Below are 18370 nucleotides of genomic sequence, written 5' to 3' on the forward strand. Positions count from 1 at the left end.
GCGACGGCGGCCAGATCCTCCGGCGGCGCGGGCCAACGCTGCGGGCGCCAGGCGGATATGCCTGGCGCCCGAACGGGTGACGGCCCGTCGACCCCACCGACGACGGGCCCTCGCGGTCGCACCGCCTCCGGGACCGGAGGCGGAGACCGTTATCCGAAGAAGACGGAGGAGACGGTGTTGTCGAAGCCGATCGTGGACAGGTCGGCGACATCACCGTTGATGATCTTCGACTGGCCTGTGCAGTTCGCCTCGGACCAGATCTTCAGCGAACCGCCGGCCTGGAGGGAGGAGGCGATGTTGTCACGTGCGACGTTCTGGCAGCCCTGGCCGGACAGGCCCTGCGAGCCGTTGTCCGCGAAGTTCTTGTCGTCGAAGAGGACGGCGCTGGTGGCGGGCGCCGTCGCGCCGCCTCCGGTCTGACCGCCACCGGCCGCCTGACCGCCGGCCTTCTGGCCGTCGGGAGTGACACCGAACCACGTGCCGCCCACACCCTGGCCATTGGTGTCACCGGGCTTGAGGTCCTTGCTGAAGCGGTAGACCGGCCAGCCGCCGAGCGTCACCTGCAAGGTGCCGTCGTCGCGCTTGACCACACCGACGTCGGACTTCTTGACGCCGTCGATGAAGATCTTGCCGCGCGGGTCCACGACCACCGGCGGCCAGGTGACGGCGCAGGCGTCATTGCAGTTCGACTTCGACGGGTCCGCCGTGTCCTTGTCGAACCGGTACAGAGTGAAACCGGCGCCATTGACGACCACCGGGTTCAGATTCCCGGCCTTGGAGGCCGAGAGCTGCACCCACTTCTTCGCGACCGGCGCGACCGCCGGCTTGCCCGGCTGGTTCGCCCAGTCGCCTGTGTTCGCCGGCGCGTTGTTCTTCTTCGCGGAGCCGCTCAAAAAGGCCAGATCGCCGGTGCCGGCCGCATTGGCGGCGGGAGCGGCGGCGGCCGGAGCAGAGTCACCGGCCGCACCGTTGTCGGTACCGCCGTCGGCGCCGCCGCAAGCGGTCAGCAGCATCGCGCCTGTAGCGGCGGCCGCAGCGATCATTCCCATGCGCTTCCGGAACATTTCGTAACTCCTCAGGTCGTGAACTCCGGCACATCCGGAGCCATCGCCACCCAGTACGAGCCCGGCGTCCGGCCCTCTCAGCCGGTTACGGCCTGGTGACACAACACCAACAGCTCCCCGACAACGCCGACATGATCAAGACGAACAGGCCCGCGAGGAGCCGCGATTGTCACCTGGAGTGATCAGCGGCGAGCGCGCGATCTCGCTACTGCCTGCGGGCCCGCCAGGCGGTGACGACGGCGCCGCCGGTCAGTACGACGGCACCGCCCAGCGAGGCGAACAGCAGCGCGTTGATCCAGCGCGGGACAAGCTCGACCTTCGTACCGTCCGGCCAGGTGCAGACGGTCGACGGCGGAAAGGCCCGCCAGGTCATGACGATCCCGTCGTTCTCCGGGTCCCGGTACGCCTGCGGACTCATGTTCCCGGTGCGCTCGGTCACACAGGGCCGAGTGGGCCGCGTGTCGAATCCGCTCATGGCTCCCACGACAAAGGCGATAGCGGCCACGCAGAGGCAGAACGCGATTCCTCCGGCCCACTTGGCCCAGGAGATACGAGCGGGCACACGAGCGACGGCCGGCCGCTCGACGGCGGGACGGCGCGTCACCTTGGCCACGAGGAGGACGACGGCGGCTATCGCGAGAAGTACGGCTACTTCGAGGATGGTGTGCTCCCGGAGATCGTCAGTCCGAAGTGGCGGGGGCTGGGTCCCCGGTGTCGCCACGAAGCAGCGCGAAAGGACTCGGGCCGGTACGGGACGCGGGCAACGAGCGGTGACCGCGCCCCGTGACGGGCTTACGGACGACGCAGGCTGGTCCGGAAGACGTCCCAGGCGGCCGGAGCCAGGCGCAGCACCGGACCGGAGACGTGCTTGGAATCACGCACGGCGACAGTGCCAGGAACATTGAGGGCTACCTCGACGCACGCCCCGGTCTGGTTGCTGTAGCTGGACTTCTCGAAGCGGAACATGATCACTCGCTCCCTTGTCGAGACGGACTGACCCCACACAAGCAGGCGAAGAGGTGTGCAAAATTGACACCTTCGACCCAGGTCGGATGCGGCCACAGAGTAGTGGCCGCAGCGAGGACTTACGGGCGACGCAGCCCGGACCGGAAAGCATCCCAGGCGGCCGGAGCCAGGCGCAGGACCGGACCTGAGACGTCCTTGGAATCACGCACGGCGACCGTGCCGGGAACATTGAGGGCTACCTCGACGCAGTCACCACCGGACCCGCTGTAACTGGATCTCACAAAGTCGAACTCGATCACGGATACATCCCCTTACCAATGTCCTCGATCAGCCTCACCGAGTCCTTGGGAGCGAGGCTCAGACGGGCCGTACGGTCAAAGAACGTGCTGCACACCGCGCTTTCCTCCTCGTTCTCTACCCACACAGTAGAGGCGATCGTGTCAGCGTGGACAACGTCAACCGCCTCGGACTCGGTGAACGAGACGATGCTGAATGAGGTGGTGATGCACGGGTGGCCTCCGGACTGGAACGGCATCACCTGGATACGCACATTGGGCAGTTGAGCCATCTCCAGCACGTGCTCAAGCTGGTTCCGCATGACCTTCGGCCCGCCGACCAGTTGGCGAAGCGCGGCCTCGGAGACCACCGCGTACAACTGCAACGGCGCCTCGCCACTCAGTCGCGCCTGCCGCCTCATCCGTACCTCGACGATCCGCTCAATGTCGTCCGGGTCTTCCCACACGCCATCGCTAACGGCGAGCGAGCGCGCGTACTCCGAAGTCTGAAGCAGCCCGGGAATCAAGGAGAGTTGCCAAGCGCGCACGCGCCTGGCCACGTCCTCCATGGCGATCAGCTCCGCGAGGGCGCCGGCTTGGGGCGATTGCTGCCACCACCCCTTCGCCTTCCGGCGCTCCCGGTCCAACCGGGCCAGCTCCAGCAACCGACCGATGGTTTTCTGGTCGGCCATGCCGTAGAACTCGCACATCATCCGGATATCCGGGTCTCGCATCGGCACCCAACCGCGCTCCATCTTCACGATCTTCGAGTTGGTCGCGCTGATCACCTGAGCGGCCTGCTGCTGAGTCTTTCCCGCCGCATCGCGCAGGCGCAGCAGCTCACGTCCGAGCCTGCGTCCCAGGACAGTTGACGCCCGATTGCCTTGCTGAGCCGTTCCATTCACGCCCCAAGTGTCGCCCCGTACGCCTCTGTGAGTCGACCCACCTCCTCCGTTGGAGACAATTGGCTCCGTTTCACTTGCACCGAGATGCCGTCGCCGTTACCGTCAGTGGCCAACCGCTCGCACAGCGGCGCCGACCGGCGGAAGTGCACCGCCCCGCCATGCCACCGAGCGCGGCCGGACGCGGCATTGCCACTGCCAGGCCCACGCGCACACGTACGGGCAGATCCCGACCGCACAAGGAGATGCGTGTCCATGACCGCAGCCCACGAAGTGCCCGCGTCCGAGCCCGTCCTTCAGGAGGACTGCCTCAGCTACACACCTACCGCGCGCAGCGTCAGCCTCGTCCGGCGGCGGGCCGCGCGGCTCGTCGGCGAGTGGGGGCTTCCGGAGCTGGCCGGTGACACCGCGCTCGTGGTCAGTGAACTCGCCACCAACGCGCTGCTGCACGGCGGCCTTCGCGACCGGCTCTTCCAGGTACGGATCGTCCTCACCTGCCGCGCGCTGCGGATCGAGGTCAGCGACGCCCGTGGCGAGCGGCTGCCGACGCTGCGGATGGCCGCCGACGACGAGAAGTTCGGCCGTGGTCTGCTGATCGTCGCTCAGCTCTCGGACCGCTGGGGCGTCGAGCCCCGTACCGTCGGCAAGACCGTCTTCGCCGAGATCGGTCTGCCCGGTCCTGCGGAGGTCCTGTGAGGGCCGACCGCTCGGGACCTCGGCCGCGCGCACATGGCACACGGCACACGGCGGACGGCAGACGGCGCCGGGAACACGGAAAGGCGCCCGGGGCCGTGTCGGCCCCAGGCGCCTCGTACCGGCTCTGTCCGTCCTGTCGGACGGACACCACCGGACCGGGAGTCACTACCTCCGGGAGGTGGTGGCGGTGACGTCGCCGGAGTTCACCAGGACATACCGGTGGTTGAACTGGATGGTGTAGTAGAGCTTCGCTCCGATGACGACCGCTCCGCTGGACGGGAAGAAGTCGGCGCTGGCGAGCGGCGGCTGGTCGGCGACATAGGCCTGACCGACGGGGATCGCGTAGTTCACCGCGGCGAGCGGCTTCTGCGCCGACGGAGACAGTCCGGCCGGATACTCGGCGACGTCCGGATAGGCCGTGCCGTACACCGGCGCGGCCGCGGTACCGGCCGCCTTGATGATCCGCGCGCCCGGAGCGAGAACGGTGTTCTTGCCCTTCGGGTTGTGGATCCAGCCCTTCTGGCCGTCGTACCAGATCGCGGTCCAGTCACCCTGGACCTCGGCGACGACGAACCGCTGTCCGGCCTGGACGGTGACGCTCCAGTCATTGACGCGGTCGGTGCCGCCCGTGGCGGCCGGGTCCGGATGGATGACCGGGTCGAGGAGGAGCGGCGCGTCGGCGCTCGGAGCGCTGCGGACGAACAGAGCGCTGGACGGCTCGGTCACCTGCGTGCAGGCGGTGATGGCGCCGGTCGGGTCGTCCGAGGGACAGACCGTGTAGGTCTGGAGGTTCCGGTTGTATCCAGGAGCGATGGTCACCGCGGATCCGACGGCGCCGACACCGCGCTTGCCGTCGTCGATCGGCGCGCCGATCATGCGCATGAAGCGGGTCCAGTCCCAGCCGTTGCCCGGATCCCAGTGCATGCCCGAGAGACTGCTGGTCGAAGGACCGGGCACATTGTCGTGGCCGAGGATGTGCTGACGGTCCAGCGGAATGTCGTAACGGTCGGCCAGGTACGTCACGAGCTTGGCCGTCTGCCGGTAGGCCGCCGTCGTGTACCAGTCCGCGCCGTGCGCCGAGAAGCCCTCGTGCTCGATCTGGATCGAGTGGAGGTTGCTGTCGTAGTTGCCGTCACCGAACGCGATGTCCTTGTTGGCCACCATCTGGGTGACCGCGCCGTCCGAAGAGCGCATCACATACTGCGACGAACTCCCGCCCGGCGTCTGGAAGGTCTGGATCGCGGCGTCGTACGAACCCTCAGTCGTGTGGATGATGATCTGAGTGATCTTGATGCCGTTGTCCGGACGGTTGGACACCTGGCCGTTGGACGGCGCCGCCGGGACGAACTGGCAGTTCATCGAGCGAGGGCACTCGGCCGCCGGTGCGGAGGTGTCCTTCAGCTTGAGCTTGCCGAGCTGGCCGGAGACCGGCTTCGCGGACGGGTCGGCCTTCATCGTGACGCCGTCCGCGGTCTTCCGCCGCGCGCCGGACTTGATGGTGGCGAACACGTCGTCGACGTACGACGCGGCGGCCTTCTTGTCCGACAGCTTCCCGTACTTGGCGATCGCCGCGGTCCACTGCGACGGATCGTCGGAGGTGCCGCCGGTGAGCTGCTTCTGATACGAGGCGAGCAGTGCGGCTCCGCCGCGGATGTTGTCCCGCCGGTTGTTCTGGAGCCGCTCGGCCGGGATGCCGGTCAGCTTCGAGGCGGCCCGCAGCGTGTGCAGTTCCGGATGGTTGGTGAACGAGGCGAGGTCGGAGCGGCCCGCGGCGCCGGCAGGGCCGTCGGCCGTCATCTCCGGCGTCACCTCGGTGAGGTTCATCAGACCCCAGCCACCGGTGTTGCTGTAGCCGGAGTGCTGCTGCCAGCCGGACTCCTCGTGGGCCACGCCGAGCAGGACGGACAGCGGAACCTTGAACTCCGCGGCGGCGGCGGCGAAATCGGCCTGTGTGGTCGACGGCGCCGCACTGTTCTCGTCCTGCGCCTGGGCGATGGTCGGCAGGAAAGCGAAAGCGCCCGCGGCCAGTGTGGTGCCGAGGGCGGCCGCTGAAAGCCAGCGCTTTCCATTTCGCTTGTGCAAGATGTTCCCTTCAATACAACGATGCTTAAAGTAACGTCGGCGACGCGTTCCGTAATCGTTTCGCGCGGACGCGAAAGCGCTTCGCCGGCCGTTAGGACGGAACGGGAACGACCACGGTTCCTGCGCTCACGCACCGATGAGCCAAGGTCTCCGGTCAGGCCAATTCCCCGCTCGGGCCGAGCCGCTGACACGTTGACACCGGTGTCCCGGCTCGGCCTTCGATCCCTGAGGCAATCAGATCAGACAATGACCCGGCTGCCCATTGCGGGGCCGATACATTGCCCAATTTCCTACACGGTGTGCACGGAAGGACTACCGGAACCGCCGGAAGGCCGAATGTTCCGACACATGCCGAAAAAGGAAAAAACCCCGCGACGGCGGCGGCCGTCGCGGGGCTTGTGGTGGGACAGGATCCGGAGCGGCGTCAGCTCCAGGTGATCAACCGTTTCGGCTGCTCCAGGACCGCGGCGATGTCCGCCAGGACCTTTGAGCCGAGCGCGCCGTCGACCAGGCGGTGGTCGAAGGAGAGCGCCAGTGTGGTCACCTGGCGGGGCTTCACCTTGCCCTTGTGGACCCACGGCTGGAGCTTGATCGCGCCGACCGCCAGAATCGCGGACTCGCCCGGGTTGAGGATCGGCGTGCCGGTGTCCACACCGAAGACGCCGACATTGGTGATGGTCACCGTGCCGCTCTGCATGGCCGCCGGTGTCGTCCTGCCTTCGCGGGCCGTGGACACCAGTTCGCCCAGCGCTTCGGCCAGTTGAGGCAGCGTCTTGTCGTGCGCGTCCTTGATGTTCGGGACGATCAGGCCGCGCGGCGTCGCGGCGGCGATGCCCAGGTTCACATAGTGCTTGAGCACGATCTCCTGGTTGGCCTCGTCCCAGGTGGCGTTGATCTCCGGATTGCGCTTGATCGCGACCAGCAGCGCCTTGGCGATCAGCAGCAGCGGATTGACCCGTAGCCCCGCCATGTCCTTGTCAGACTTGAGTTCCTCGACGAGCTTCATCGTGCGGCTCACATCGACGGTGATGAACTCCGTGACATGCGGCGCGGTGAAGGCGCTGCCCACCATGGCGGCCGCCGTGGCCTTCCGTACGCCCTTGACCGGGATACGCGTCTCCCGGCCGTCGGCCGTGACCGCCACCGGTGCGGCGGCGGTGGCGGCGGGCACGACCGGCGCCGGAGCGGCCGTCGCGGCCGGAGCCGTCGCCGCGTGGACATCGCCACGGGTGATGATCCCGTCAGGACCGCTCGGCGTGATCGTCGCCAGGTCCACACCGAGGTCCTTGGCGAGCTTGCGCACCGGCGGCTTGGCGAGCGGCCGGGACGTCGAGACCGGCGCGGCCGGACCGACCCGCGGGACCTCCGGAGCCGGCGGAGCCGCGCCCGTGCGGCCGTTCATCTCGGCCTGGATCGCGGCGGCGGCCGGCGCCTGTTCCGGCACCGGAGCGCCTCTGCGCGGGCGGCGCTTGGTGGACGCCTCGGCGACTCCGTATCCGACGAGGACCGGCTGACGGCCCGTCGGCTCCGCCGGTTCCTCGGTGACGGCCGGTGGCGCGGGCGGCGCCGCCGGGGCCTCGTCGGCGGTGCCCGGTGCCACGTCCACCGTGATGATGGACGCGCCGACATCGACGGTCGTGCCTTCCCCGAAGCGCAGCTCGTGCACCACGCCGTCGTACGGGATGGGCAGCTCGACGGCCGCCTTGGCGGTCTCGACCTCGCACACGACCTGGCCGTCGGTGACGGAATCGCCCGGCTGTACGTACCACTTGAGGATCTCGGCCTCGGTGAGTCCCTCGCCCACATCGGGCATCCGGAACTCGCGGTAGCGAGTGGAAGTGTCAGCAGTCATGGTCACGGCACTCCTCAGTACGCGAGCGAGCGGTCGACGGCGTCGAGCACTCGGTCCAGGCCCGGGAGGTACTCGTCCTCCAGCCTGGCCGGCGGATACGGCGCGTGATAGCCGCCGACCCGCAGCACCGGAGCCTCCAGATGGTAGAAGCACCGTTCGGTGATGCGCGCGGCGATCTCCGCGCCGGAGCCGTAGAAGACCGGCGCCTCGTGCACGACGACCAGCCGGCGCGTCCTCTCCACCGATGTCTGGATCGCGTCGAAGTCGATCGGAGACATCGAGCGGAGATCGAGGACCTCCAGCGACTTGCCTTCGTCTGCCGCCGCGGCGGCGGCCTCCAGGCAGACCTTCACCATCGGGCCGTACGCGGCGAGCGTGAGATCCGAGCCGCTCCGGACGACCCGGGCCGCGTGCAGCGGGTCCGGGATGGCCTCGTCGTTGACCTCGCCCTTGTCCCAGTAGCGCCGCTTCGGCTCGAAGAAGATCACCGGATCGTCGCTCTGGATGGCCTGCTGCATCATCCAGTACGCGTCCGACGCCGTCGACGGCGAGACGATCTTCAATCCGGCCACATGCGCGAAGAGCGCCTCGGGCGACTCGCTGTGGTGCTCGACCGCGCCGATACCGCCGCCGTACGGGATCCGGATCACGACGGGCAGCTTGATCTTGCCGAGCGAGCGCGCGTGCATCTTCGCGAGCTGCGTGACGATCTGGTCGTACGCGGGAAAGACGAACCCGTCGAACTGGATCTCGACGACCGGACGGTAACCGCGCAGCGCGAGACCGATGGCCGTACCGACGATGCCGGACTCGGCGAGCGGCGTGTCGATGACCCGGTCCTCGCCGAAGTCCTTCTGGAGTCCGTCCGTGACACGGAAGACACCGCCGAGCTTGCCGACGTCCTCGCCCATGATCAGGACCTTCGGGTCCGTGTCGAGGGCCTTGCGGAGCGACTCGTTGATCGCCTTGGCGAGCGGGAGTTTCTGTACGGCCATGTCTACTTGCCCTCCTCGGCGGAGCCGCTCTCCACGTCCGCGAACGACGCCTGGTACGCGGCGAACTGCGCGCGCTCCTCGTCGACGAGCGCGTGCCCGTCGGCGTACACATGGTCGAAGATGGCCAGCCGGTCGGGATCGGGCATGGCCCGCACCGCCTCGCGCACCCGCTTGCCGAGCGTCTCGCTCTCCTCTTCCAGGGCCGCGAAGTACGCCGCGTCGGCCCAGCCCTCCCGCTCCAGATACCTGCGCAGCCGGAGGATCGGGTCCTTGGCCTCCCAGGCCTCCGTCTCCTCGTTGGCGCGGTACTTCGTCGGGTCGTCCGAGGTCGTGTGCGCGCCCATCCGGTAGGTGAACGCCTCGACCAGGGTCGGTCCCTCGCCGCGCCGCGCCCGGTCCAGCGCGGAGCGGGTCACGGCCAGACAGGCGAGCACGTCATTGCCGTCGACCCGGACGCCGGGAAAGCCGTAACCCTGCGCGCGCTGGTAGAGCGGCACACGGGTCTGCTTCTCGGTCGGCTCCGAGATCGCCCACTGGTTGTTCTGGCAGAAGAAGACCACCGGCGCGTTGTAGACCGCGGAGAAGGTGAACGATTCGGCGACATCGCCCTGGCTGGAGGCGCCGTCGCCGAAGTACGCGATCACCGCGGCGTCCGCGCCGTCCTTGGCGACGCCCATGGCATAGCCGGTGGCGTGCAGGGTCTGCGAGCCGATGACGATCGTGTAGAGATGGAAGTTGTTGCTGTTCGGGTCCCAGCCGCCGTGGTTCACGCCGCGGAACATGCCCAGCAGATTGGTCGGGTCGACCCCGCGGCACCAGGCGACTCCGTGCTCCCGGTAGGTCGGGAAGACATAGTCGTCGTCGCGCAGCGCGCGGCCGGAGCCGATCTGCGCGGCCTCCTGGCCGAGCAGCGACGCCCACAGTCCCAGTTCGCCCTGGCGCTGAAGCGCGGTGGCCTCGGCGTCGAAGCGGCGGGTCAGGACCATGTCCCGGTACAGCCCGCGCAGTTCGTCCGGGGTCAGGTCGATCTCGTAGTCCGGATGCTCGACGCGCTCGCCCTCAGGGCTGAGCAACTGTACGAGCGGGGGCCCGGAACTCTGTGGCTGCGGCGTCCTCTTCGCGCTAGCGCGCTTGGCGCCGCTGCTGCGTCGCGGTTTGCGCGCGGCAGTGCTCTCCACGGTCACGTGCGTGCTCCTCCGTCTGTCCGGCCCCCGGGATCCGCCGGGAACCAGTGCGGCTCGCCTGTTACCGCCGTGCGCACGGGGTGGGTGCGACCCGGTCGGGACAGGCGTGACAGGTGCCCCGGCGAGCGCCCTGTCACAGGCACGTTACCCAGTGGGCCGCATTACTGCGAAACCCCGTTTGACCTGCAATTTTGCTTGGATTTCCAAGTAAATCGTCAAAGTCGGGAACAACCACTGGTCACAGCCTTGCAGGCCGCCGGAACAACGGCACGTTATCCCGCTGATCTGCGGCAGGGAAGGGGTGAGTGTGTGAGACTGAATTCTGTGTACGAAGATGGAAAAATTACCGTATTCCTGGTTGATGACCATGAAGTCGTCCGCCGGGGTGTCTTCGAACTTCTGTCTGTGGAGGAGGGCATAGAAGTCGTAGGAGAGGCGGGCACGGCCGCCGACGCCATGGCCAGGATCCCGGCGGCGCGCCCCGATGTCGCCGTGCTGGACGTACGGCTGCCGGACGGCAGCGGAGTCGAGGTCTGCCGGGAGATCCGCTCGCAGGACGAGAACATCAAGTGCCTGATGCTCACCTCGTACGCCGACGACGAGGCGCTGTTCGACGCGATCATGGCCGGAGCGTCGGGTTATGTGCTCAAGGCGATCCGCGGCAGCGAACTGCTGGCGGCGGTACGGGACGTGGCGGCCGGCAAGTCGCTGCTCGATCCGGTGGCGACGGCGCAGGTGCTGGAGCGGCTGCGCGACGGCAACGGACCGAAGGCCGACGACAAGCTGGCCGGTCTCACCGACCAGGAGCGCCGGATCCTGGATCTGATAGGCGAGGGCATGACCAACCGCGCCATCGGTGAGCGGCTGCATCTCGCCGAGAAGACGATCAAGAATTACGTCTCCACCCTGCTGTCCAAGCTCGGGATGGAGCGGCGGTCGCAGGCGGCCGCGTATGTGGCGCGGCTGGGAGCGCAGAAGCGCTGAAGCCCGCGCTCCGCTCACGCTCACGGCAGCCGGAGGATCCGCGCCGGCGCGGGCCGGCGGAATCGAATCCCGTATACATACCGTGACAGTCCCGGTCGTAATCGGGACCAACGTCCTCTGTTTTCGGGGCCGCCTCCCCTGTTGGTCAAGGGTCCCGGTAACGGACAGTGGACTCCATGCCGACCGACGAACACCGCGCCATGGAACTGCTCAAGCGAGTCCCGTTCGGACGAGTGGCGGCCAGCATGCGCGCGATGCCGTTCGTCGCACCGGCCCGCCATGCCGTGGCGGAAGGCTGCGTCCTGCTGCGTATGCACGAGGACCTCGGCTATCACCGGCTGTCCGGCGGCTGCGTGATGGCGTACTGCGCGGACAACTTCGGCAGCGCCGACGCCGACCTCTGGTCGGTCCAGTTCACCGGGACCGCCGAGATCATCGATCCGACGGCCGAGGAGCTGAAGCTGTTCGGTATTGGCCCGCACCAGGTGGACGACGAGCCGCTTGATCCGGTCTATATGCGGCTTGTGCCGCAGTTCGTAACCGTACACATGCTCGAACACTCCCGGGAGCGACGGAGTGGACACGCTGCGTGATCTACCATCTGACAAGTGCCGCGCTCATATGAACTCGCTGCGCCTGCCGCGACCGCTCTGATTCCCCCGCCCGCCCCCGCTTCTCACTTCTCACCTGCCACTCCCGCACCACATAGAGCACCACCTGTCCTTCCGCCCTCTGCCGCCTCTCGCACCACTTCCACCACTCATGCCACCTCCGCCGCTCACGCCGCTTCCGTCTCCGCGCCTCCTGTCCGGGCGCTTCTGCGCCGCTACCGGAACGCCGGCGAGCCTCTCTCCTGTGAACCGGTCGCCCAGGGGCTGCTGAACCGCGGCTACCGCCTCGCCACCACGCGCGGCTCCTACTTCCTCAAACACCATCTCGACGGCGACCACGACGCCATCGCGCGCCAGCACCGCGCCACACAGCGGCTCCAGGCGCTCGGCGTGCCCGTCGCGCCACCGGTCGAGAACACGGACGGTGACACCGTCGCCGTCATCGGTGGCCGCTGCTACGCCCTGCATCCGTGGGTCGAGGGCCGCCACCGCGACGGCGCTCAGCTCACGGCCAAGGGCTCACGCCATCTCGGCGGGCTCCTCGGACTGGTGCATGTCTGCCTGGAGCAGGTGATGGAGCCGGATCCGGCGGGCCGGGCACACGACAGCCCGGACCCGGCCGGCACCTTCACGCTCATCGACGAACTGCTGACGCTGGCCCGCGACCGCACGCCCAGAAGCGCCTTCGACGCACTGGCCGAGCACCGCCTCGCGGAACGCCGCGTCCTGCTGGAGCGCCACGCCCACCGCCGCCCGCCGCCCGGCGCCGAACCGGCCACCGGCTGGGTGCACGGCGACTTCCATCCGCTGAATCTGCTGTACCGGGGCGCGGAGCCGGCCGCGATCGTCGACTGGGACCGGCTCGGCGTACAGCCGCGCGCGGAGGAGGCGGTACGGGCCGCGGCGATCTTCTTCGTCCGGCCGACGGGCGAGCTGGAGCTCGGGAAGGTCCGTGCGTACGCGCGCGCCTACCGGAAGGCGGCCGGCGCGGACGCCTCGGAACTGGCCGCGGCCGTGCACCGCGTGTGGTGGGAGCGGCTCAACGACTTCTGGATACTGCGCTGGAGCTATCAGCGGGGCGACCGGAGGGCCGACCCGCTGTTCGCCGCCGTGTCGGCCCTCGCGGTGTGGTGGACGCGGGAGTACGAGGCGGTGTACGAGGCGTTCACGGGCTGACGGCCGGTCCCGGGCCCCGCCATGACGGGCGGGCACCCGGGACCGCTGCCGTACGGGCCCGCGGCCGAGGCGGGCCGATCGTCAGCCGGCGCTGCCGGAAGGGCCGCCGACCTGGCCGGCGACCGTCCCGCCGGGCTCGCCGTCGGCGGTGCCTCCGGTGTCACTGCCCGTGCTCGTGCCCTGGTCGGTCCCGCCCGAGTCGGTGCCGCCGTCGGTGGTGCCCTCCGAGGTGCTGCCGGTGTTGCCGTCCGTGCCGCCCTGGTTCGACCCGCCGGTGGTGCCCGTCGATCCCGACGACTGGCTGGGCTTGGACGGCGCGAGGGTCGGCTTCTCCGTCTCACCGCTCGGCGTCTCCGACGGCGTCTCGCGCGGCGTGTATTCCGGCTGCTGATTGCCGCCGGAGGAATCGTCGGACTCCGTGTCCTGCGACGACTCCTCGTCGGACGGCGTCGGGTCGGAGCTCTGAGACGACTCGGTCGGCGAGACGACCGGCGTGTCCTTGGTCTTGTTGTTGTCCGTGCCGCTCATGCCGTTCAGCGCGTACGCGGCGCCCGCGACGATCGCGACCAGCGCGAGCGCGACGAACAGCCACATCCTGCCGCGACCGCCGCCGCCCTGGTGACCGCCCTCGTATCCGCCGTCGTCCGGATTCATCGGCGGCAGTATCGGACCCTGCGAGGTGTCGCCGTGCGGCGGATAGCCCATCGCGGTCGTGGCGGCCATGCCCATCGCGCGCGTGCCGCCGCCCGGGTGCGCCTCGACCGGGCCGGTGTTCCAGGTTCCCGTGTGGCCGCCCTGCTGCTGGAGCATCTGCATGCCGTACTGGACCAGGCCGCGCATCTCCTCGGCGCTCTGGAACCGGTCGTCGGGCTCCTTCGCGAGCGACCGCATGACCAGGCCGTCCAGCTCCGGCGGAGCGCCGTCCGAGACCTCGGAGGGCGGGACCGGGATGTCCTGGACATGCTGGTACACGACAGAGAGCGGGGTCTCACCGGTGAACGGCGGCCGCAGCGCGAGGAGTTCGTAGAGCAGACAGCCCGTGGCGTACAGGTCGCTGCGGTGGTCGACGGCCTTGCCCAGCGCCTGCTCCGGCGAGAGGTACTGCGGCGTGCCCATGACCATGCCGGTCTGGGTCATCGTCGACTGCGCGCCGTGCAGGGCGCGCGCGATGCCGAAGTCCATCACCTTCACGGCGCCGCTGTGAGTGATGATCACGTTCGCGGGCTTGATGTCGCGGTGCACGATGCCGTGCTGGTGCGAGTAGGCGAGCGCCTCCAGCACACCGGACACGATGATCAGCGCCTGCTCCGGAGGCGGTGCCTCCGCGTTGACCAGCAGATCACGGATGGTGCGGCCCTCGACCAGCTCCATCACGATGTACGGCACGGTCTGGCCGTTGACGGTGTCCTCGCCCGAGTCGTACACCGCCACCACCGCGTGGTGGTTGAGGCCGGCCACCGACTGGGCCTCGCGCGTGAAGCGCGCCTTGGAGACCGGGTCCTCGGCGAGGTCGGCCCGGAGCAGCTTGACGGCGACCGTGCGTCCGAGCCGTACGTCCTCGGCCGCGAACACCTCGGCCATGCCGCCGCGGCCGAGCCGGTGGGTCATCCGGTAGCGGCCGTCGCCGACCAGTCCACCGACCAGCCCGCCGTCGCCCCAGGATTCCGCGGCATCCGACACTCCGCCGCCTGCTTCGGGTTCGGCTGCCATCAGTCCTCGCCGTCGTTTCTGTCCGCGTGATACCCGCGTGCGCGGTCCGCGGTGTCGCTGTGTGTCTCAGGTGTGGCCATGCGTGTCTCACGTGTCGCTATGCCATGTCACGCTACAGGCTTCCCGGGACACGCCGGTTCAGGATGGACGGGCCATCAAACCCGCTGCCACCGCGCCCAGGCAAATTCTCCGGTCCGCCTGTAACGCTTCCGAGACGCTTGCTGTGCGTACGGTCACGGAACGGGCACCCGGCTTGACGTGTCGGTGCCCTGGGGCAGACTTGGCCCGTCATACGGATCATCGCGTCGACATCACAGCACCGGAATCAGTGCGGGCCTCCTTCTCACGGCGGCCGCGCCGGCACCACGCCGGCCTCACTGTGCGGCGTGCCGAGGGGGAAGCACAGTCATGAGCCAGGACGGCGCACACGGCCGCCATGCGGGCAGCTCGGTCGCGGGCGGCCGGTACCAGCTTCGCGACCTGCTCGGTGAAGGCGGGATGGCGTCCGTATATCTGGCGTACGACGTGGCGCTGGACCGCCAGGTGGCCATCAAGACCCTCCACACGGAGCTGGGCCGCGAGCAGTCCTTCCGTGAGCGCTTCCGGCGCGAGGCCCAGGCTGTCGCCAAACTTTCACACACCAATATCGTCTCCGTGTTCGATACCGGTGAGGACGAGCTGGACGGCGCGCTGATGCCGTACATCGTCATGGAGTACGTCGAGGGACAGCCGCTCGGCTCCGTACTCCAGGCGGACATCGCGCAGTACGGCGCGATGCCGGCCGACAAGGCGCTCAAGGTGACGGCCGATGTGCTGGCCGCTCTGGAGACCAGTCACGAGATGGGCCTGGTCCACCGGGACATCAAGCCGGGCAACGTCATGATGACCAAGCGCGGCATAGTCAAGGTGATGGACTTCGGCATCGCGCGCGCCATGCAGTCGGGCGTCACCTCGATGACACAGACAGGCATGGTCGTCGGTACACCGCAGTATCTGTCGCCCGAGCAGGCGCTGGGACGCGGCGTCGACGCCCGTTCCGATCTCTACTCGGTCGGCATCATGCTCTTCCAACTCCTGACGGGCCGGCTGCCGTTCGACGCGGACTCGCCACTGGCCATCGCGTACGCGCATGTGCAGGAGGAGCCCGTCGCTCCGTCCACCTTCAACCGCTCGATCACACCGGCGGTGGACGCGCTGGTCGCGCGGGCGCTGAAGAAGAACCCGAACGAGCGCTTCCCGAGCGCCGCCGCCATGCGCGACGAGTGCGCGCGTGTGACGGCGGCCGGACACACCGGCGCTCCGGTGATCGTGCCGGGCAGTCCGCGCCACAGCGGCCCGGGTGTCGGCTCGGCGGTCTTTCCGCCGGTGGACTCGACGCCGCCGCCGCACGGTGTGCGGACGCCCTACCAGCCGGGACCGTACGGACCGCCGACGCCCGCGCCGACGCCGCCTCCGATACAGACCCCGGCGCCCGGCTACGGCTATCCGCAGGCGCCGCCGCCGTACGGCAACCCGCAGTCGTACTCCGTCTCGTCGCACTCCGCCGCCGGTGCCGGTCATGGCGCTCACGGCGGGCGGCCCGGCGGCCGGCGGAACATGCCGCTCGTCGTGGGCTCGATCGTGGTCGCGGTCCTCGCGATCGGCGGTGTGATCACGGCGCTCTCCATGAACGGCGACTCGGACTCCGGCGGCACGGACGGCACGGGCATCAGCGACTCGCCGGTGGCCGGTCACCGCGCGCCGGAGCGGAACCGGACCATGGACGCCTCGGACTGCACGGACGCCTCCGAGGACGGCATCGACCCGGCCAAGGTCGAGGCTCCCGATCTGCGCTACAAGGACCTCATCTCCGTGAAGGAATGCCTCCGTGAGGCGGGCTGGAGATGGACGGTCAAGGAAGAGAACAACGGCCAGTACGCCGAGGACACCGTGATCGACCAGTTCCCGCGTGAGGGCTCCGGGATCGTGCCGAGGAATCAGGTGTTCGAGCTGACGATCTCGACGGGCGACCCGGAGTAGTCCGTCGTACGCCGGGCCTCTCCGGCGTCCGTCTTCTTTCCTGCGGCTTCCGGCCCTTTTCGCTTGCGGTCCTTTTCGCTTGTGGCTGCTGGCTTTTTCGCTTGCGGCTGCCGGCTTTTCGCTTGTGGCTGCCGGCCTTTTCGCTTGCGGCTGGCGGCTGCCGGACCGCGCGCGGCACCGCCTGATTCGTACGGATCCCATACGGCTCATCCGGGATGCCGGAGTCGCGGTCGCGTGTGACGCTGAGCCGGTGACTCCAACGCTGGGCTCCCGCTGTGCGATCACGGTCGCGTCCCTGCTGCTGGCCGCGCCGGCCGCGTACGCCGAGGAGTCCGCGCTACCCACCGCCGTACCTGCGTCGTCCCGGGCGCCGGCCAACGGACCGGCGGGCACACTCGCCGACGAACCGGCCGAACCGGTGGACAGTCCGGAGGACGGACCGGAGGAACCGGCGGACGGACCGGACGAGGAGCCCGGCGACGAGCCGCCCGGCCCGCTGGCGGGCCGACTGGCCGGCGAGGGACGCATCCGGCCCGGCAGACCGGCCGAGCCCGGGGAATGGCGGCCGGAGGACCCGGCCCACGAAACGAGTGACGACACCCGGGACGACGCCCGAGGGACCACCAGGGACGACCCGAGAGGCGAGACGGGCCTGAACCCGTCCAGGCGTCCCGGACGGTCGCCGTCTCCCTCCACGGCCCCTTCCACGGCCCCCTCGGCCTCCGCCTCCCGCACGGCGCGGCCGACGTCCGAGCCGTCCCGCGAGAGCACGGAGGACTCGGACGAGGGAGACACGCGGGAGCAGACCTGGGAGGCGGAGGACTACGCGGAGGAGTATCCGCCGGAGGAACCGGCCTCGCGCGGGACCCGGCCGCCGTCCGCCGCCCGTAAACCGGTCTCGAAGGCCATCGCCGAGTCCATCACCCGGCCGATTCCCGTGCTGACACTGGGCGCCGGAATCACACTGATCGGCCTCGGACTGGGGTTCCTCGGAGTGCGGCTCCGCCACCGCTGACCGGCGCGTCCTCCTTCCGGCGTACACGTCAGGTCCGTCTCAAGTGGCTTGCGGGCCACTTCATACTCGGTATACATACTGAGTATGTCGATTCGCCACGGGCTTCTCGCCCTGCTGGAACACGGCTCGCGCTACGGCTCTCAGCTCCGCACGGAGTTCGAGTCCCGCACCGGTGCCACCTGGCCGCTCAACGTGGGCCAGGTCTATACGACCCTCAGCCGTCTGGAACGCGACGGCATGGTCACACAGGACGGTGAGGACGACGCGGGCCATGCCCTCTACGCGATCACGGACACCGGCCGCGCGGAGCTGAAGTCCTGGTTCCGCACGCCGGTCGACCGCAGCAGCCCGCCCAGGGACGAGCTGGCGATCAAGCTCGCCATGGCGGTGGGCGCGCCCGGAGTCGACATCCGGGAGGTCATCCAGGCGCAGCGCCACCACACCGTCCAGGCGATGCAGGACTACACCAGGCTCAAGGCCCGGGCGCTGGAAACCGTCCCGGTCAACCGCGACGAGGTGGCCTGGCTGCTCGTCCTCGAACAGCTCATCTTCCAGACCGAGGCCGAGGCCCGCTGGCTCGACCACTGCGAGTCCCGGCTGGTCCGGCTCTCGCTGTTGCCGGAACGGAACGACGCAGCGGCTCAGTCGCCGGACACGCGGTCGGGCCGGCCGGCCGTGCGGCCGGAGCCCGAGGCCGTGGTCACGCCTTCCGCCGAATAGGCCTGTCGCCGGGTCCGTGTCCGGCGGTCCAGCGGCGCCGGCTCGCGGTGCGCCGCTGGTGCGGTGCGCCGCCGGGTCTTGTTGCCGCCGAGTCCGGTGCGTCGCCGGGTCTCGTATGC

General features: G+C 69.1%; 17 protein-coding genes. 7 read left to right on the forward strand and 10 right to left on the reverse strand.

All coding sequences use genetic code 11. The features are described from left to right. Positions 1-149: 149 nt before the first annotated feature. From PV679_RS06985 to PV679_RS07005, 5 genes are all read right to left on the reverse strand, one after another. On the reverse strand, positions 150-1064 hold the full coding sequence (locus PV679_RS06985) for a hypothetical protein (RefSeq protein ID WP_319679167.1): 915 nt from the start codon (positions 1062-1064) through the stop codon (positions 150-152). A 205-nt stretch (positions 1065-1269) separates the two neighbouring features. Next, positions 1270-1785, reverse strand: a complete 516-nt coding sequence (locus PV679_RS06990; RefSeq protein WP_319679168.1) for a hypothetical protein — start codon at positions 1783-1785, stop codon at positions 1270-1272. Positions 1786-1856: 71 nt separating this feature from the next. Continuing rightward, positions 1857-2030 carry a DUF397 domain-containing protein gene (locus PV679_RS06995; protein ID WP_416069665.1) on the reverse strand — a complete coding sequence of 58 codons (174 nt, stop codon included), beginning with the start codon at positions 2028-2030 and terminating at the stop codon, positions 1857-1859. A 119-nt stretch (positions 2031-2149) separates the two neighbouring features. Continuing rightward, positions 2150-2329: a DUF397 domain-containing protein gene (locus PV679_RS07000; RefSeq protein WP_319679170.1), complete on the reverse strand. Its 180-nt coding sequence runs from the start codon at positions 2327-2329 to the stop codon at positions 2150-2152. After that, on the reverse strand, positions 2326-3210 hold the full coding sequence (locus PV679_RS07005) for a DUF5753 domain-containing protein (protein ID WP_319679171.1): 885 nt from the start codon (positions 3208-3210) through the stop codon (positions 2326-2328). Before PV679_RS07005 ends, PV679_RS07000 begins: the two co-directional genes overlap by 4 nt. Positions 3211-3462: 252 nt before the next feature. On the opposite strand from PV679_RS07005, the gene PV679_RS07010 reads away from it, so the two are divergent. Beyond that, entirely contained in the window at positions 3463-3903 is a 441-nt protein-coding gene (locus tag PV679_RS07010; protein WP_319679172.1) for an ATP-binding protein, read from the forward strand. Between the two features lie 165 nt (positions 3904-4068). Here the strand turns inward: PV679_RS07010 and PV679_RS07015 are convergent, their stop codons facing one another. The 4 genes from PV679_RS07015 to pdhA form a co-directional block, all read right to left on the reverse strand. Further along, the gene (locus tag PV679_RS07015) at positions 4069-5985 is read right to left on the reverse strand and encodes an N-acetylmuramoyl-L-alanine amidase (protein WP_319679173.1); all 1917 of its coding nucleotides are present in this window, start codon (positions 5983-5985) and stop codon (positions 4069-4071) included. Between the two features lie 424 nt (positions 5986-6409). After that, the gene (locus tag PV679_RS07020; RefSeq protein WP_319679174.1) at positions 6410-7837 is read right to left on the reverse strand and encodes a dihydrolipoamide acetyltransferase family protein; all 1428 of its coding nucleotides are present in this window, start codon (positions 7835-7837) and stop codon (positions 6410-6412) included. A 14-nt stretch (positions 7838-7851) separates the two neighbouring features. Beyond that, positions 7852-8832 (reverse strand): alpha-ketoacid dehydrogenase subunit beta, encoded by a 981-nt coding sequence (locus PV679_RS07025; protein WP_319679175.1) that lies wholly within the window; start codon positions 8830-8832, stop codon positions 7852-7854. Positions 8833-8834: 2 nt separating this feature from the next. Beyond that, positions 8835-10016 carry a pyruvate dehydrogenase (acetyl-transferring) E1 component subunit alpha gene (gene pdhA, locus PV679_RS07030; protein WP_319679176.1) on the reverse strand — a complete coding sequence of 394 codons (1182 nt, stop codon included), beginning with the start codon at positions 10014-10016 and terminating at the stop codon, positions 8835-8837. A 324-nt stretch (positions 10017-10340) separates the two neighbouring features. Between pdhA and PV679_RS07035 the strand changes: the two genes are divergently transcribed. From PV679_RS07035 to PV679_RS07045, 3 genes are all read left to right on the forward strand, one after another. After that, positions 10341-11000 (forward strand): response regulator transcription factor, encoded by a 660-nt coding sequence (locus PV679_RS07035; protein WP_319679242.1) that lies wholly within the window; start codon positions 10341-10343, stop codon positions 10998-11000. 176 nt (positions 11001-11176) lie between these two features. Further along, a complete protein-coding gene (locus tag PV679_RS07040; RefSeq protein ID WP_319679177.1) occupies positions 11177-11593 on the forward strand; it encodes a pyridoxamine 5'-phosphate oxidase family protein in 417 nt (138 codons plus the stop codon). A 225-nt stretch (positions 11594-11818) separates the two neighbouring features. Beyond that, positions 11819-12787: a phosphotransferase gene (locus PV679_RS07045; RefSeq protein ID WP_319679243.1), complete on the forward strand. Its 969-nt coding sequence runs from the start codon at positions 11819-11821 to the stop codon at positions 12785-12787. 81 nt (positions 12788-12868) lie between these two features. Here PV679_RS07045 and PV679_RS07050 read toward each other — a convergent pair whose 3' ends face one another. Beyond that, complete coding sequence (locus PV679_RS07050; protein WP_319679178.1) at positions 12869-14497, reverse strand: protein kinase domain-containing protein; 1629 nt, start codon at positions 14495-14497, stop codon at positions 12869-12871. 408 nt (positions 14498-14905) lie between these two features. Between PV679_RS07050 and PV679_RS07055 the strand changes: the two genes are divergently transcribed. From PV679_RS07055 to PV679_RS07065, 3 genes are all read left to right on the forward strand, one after another. After that, positions 14906-16516: a protein kinase domain-containing protein gene (locus PV679_RS07055; RefSeq protein WP_319679180.1), complete on the forward strand. Its 1611-nt coding sequence runs from the start codon at positions 14906-14908 to the stop codon at positions 16514-16516. Between the two features lie 250 nt (positions 16517-16766). Then, positions 16767-17531, forward strand: coding sequence for a hypothetical protein (locus PV679_RS07060; RefSeq protein WP_319679181.1), 765 nt, complete (start codon positions 16767-16769; stop codon positions 17529-17531). Positions 17532-17615: 84 nt separating this feature from the next. Then, complete coding sequence (locus PV679_RS07065; protein ID WP_319679182.1) at positions 17616-18251, forward strand: PadR family transcriptional regulator; 636 nt, start codon at positions 17616-17618, stop codon at positions 18249-18251. The last annotated feature ends 119 nt before the right edge of the window (positions 18252-18370 follow it).

Source organism: Streptomyces sp. AK02-01A, assembly GCF_033795305.1.
GTDB lineage: Bacteria > Actinomycetota > Actinomycetes > Streptomycetales > Streptomycetaceae > Streptomyces.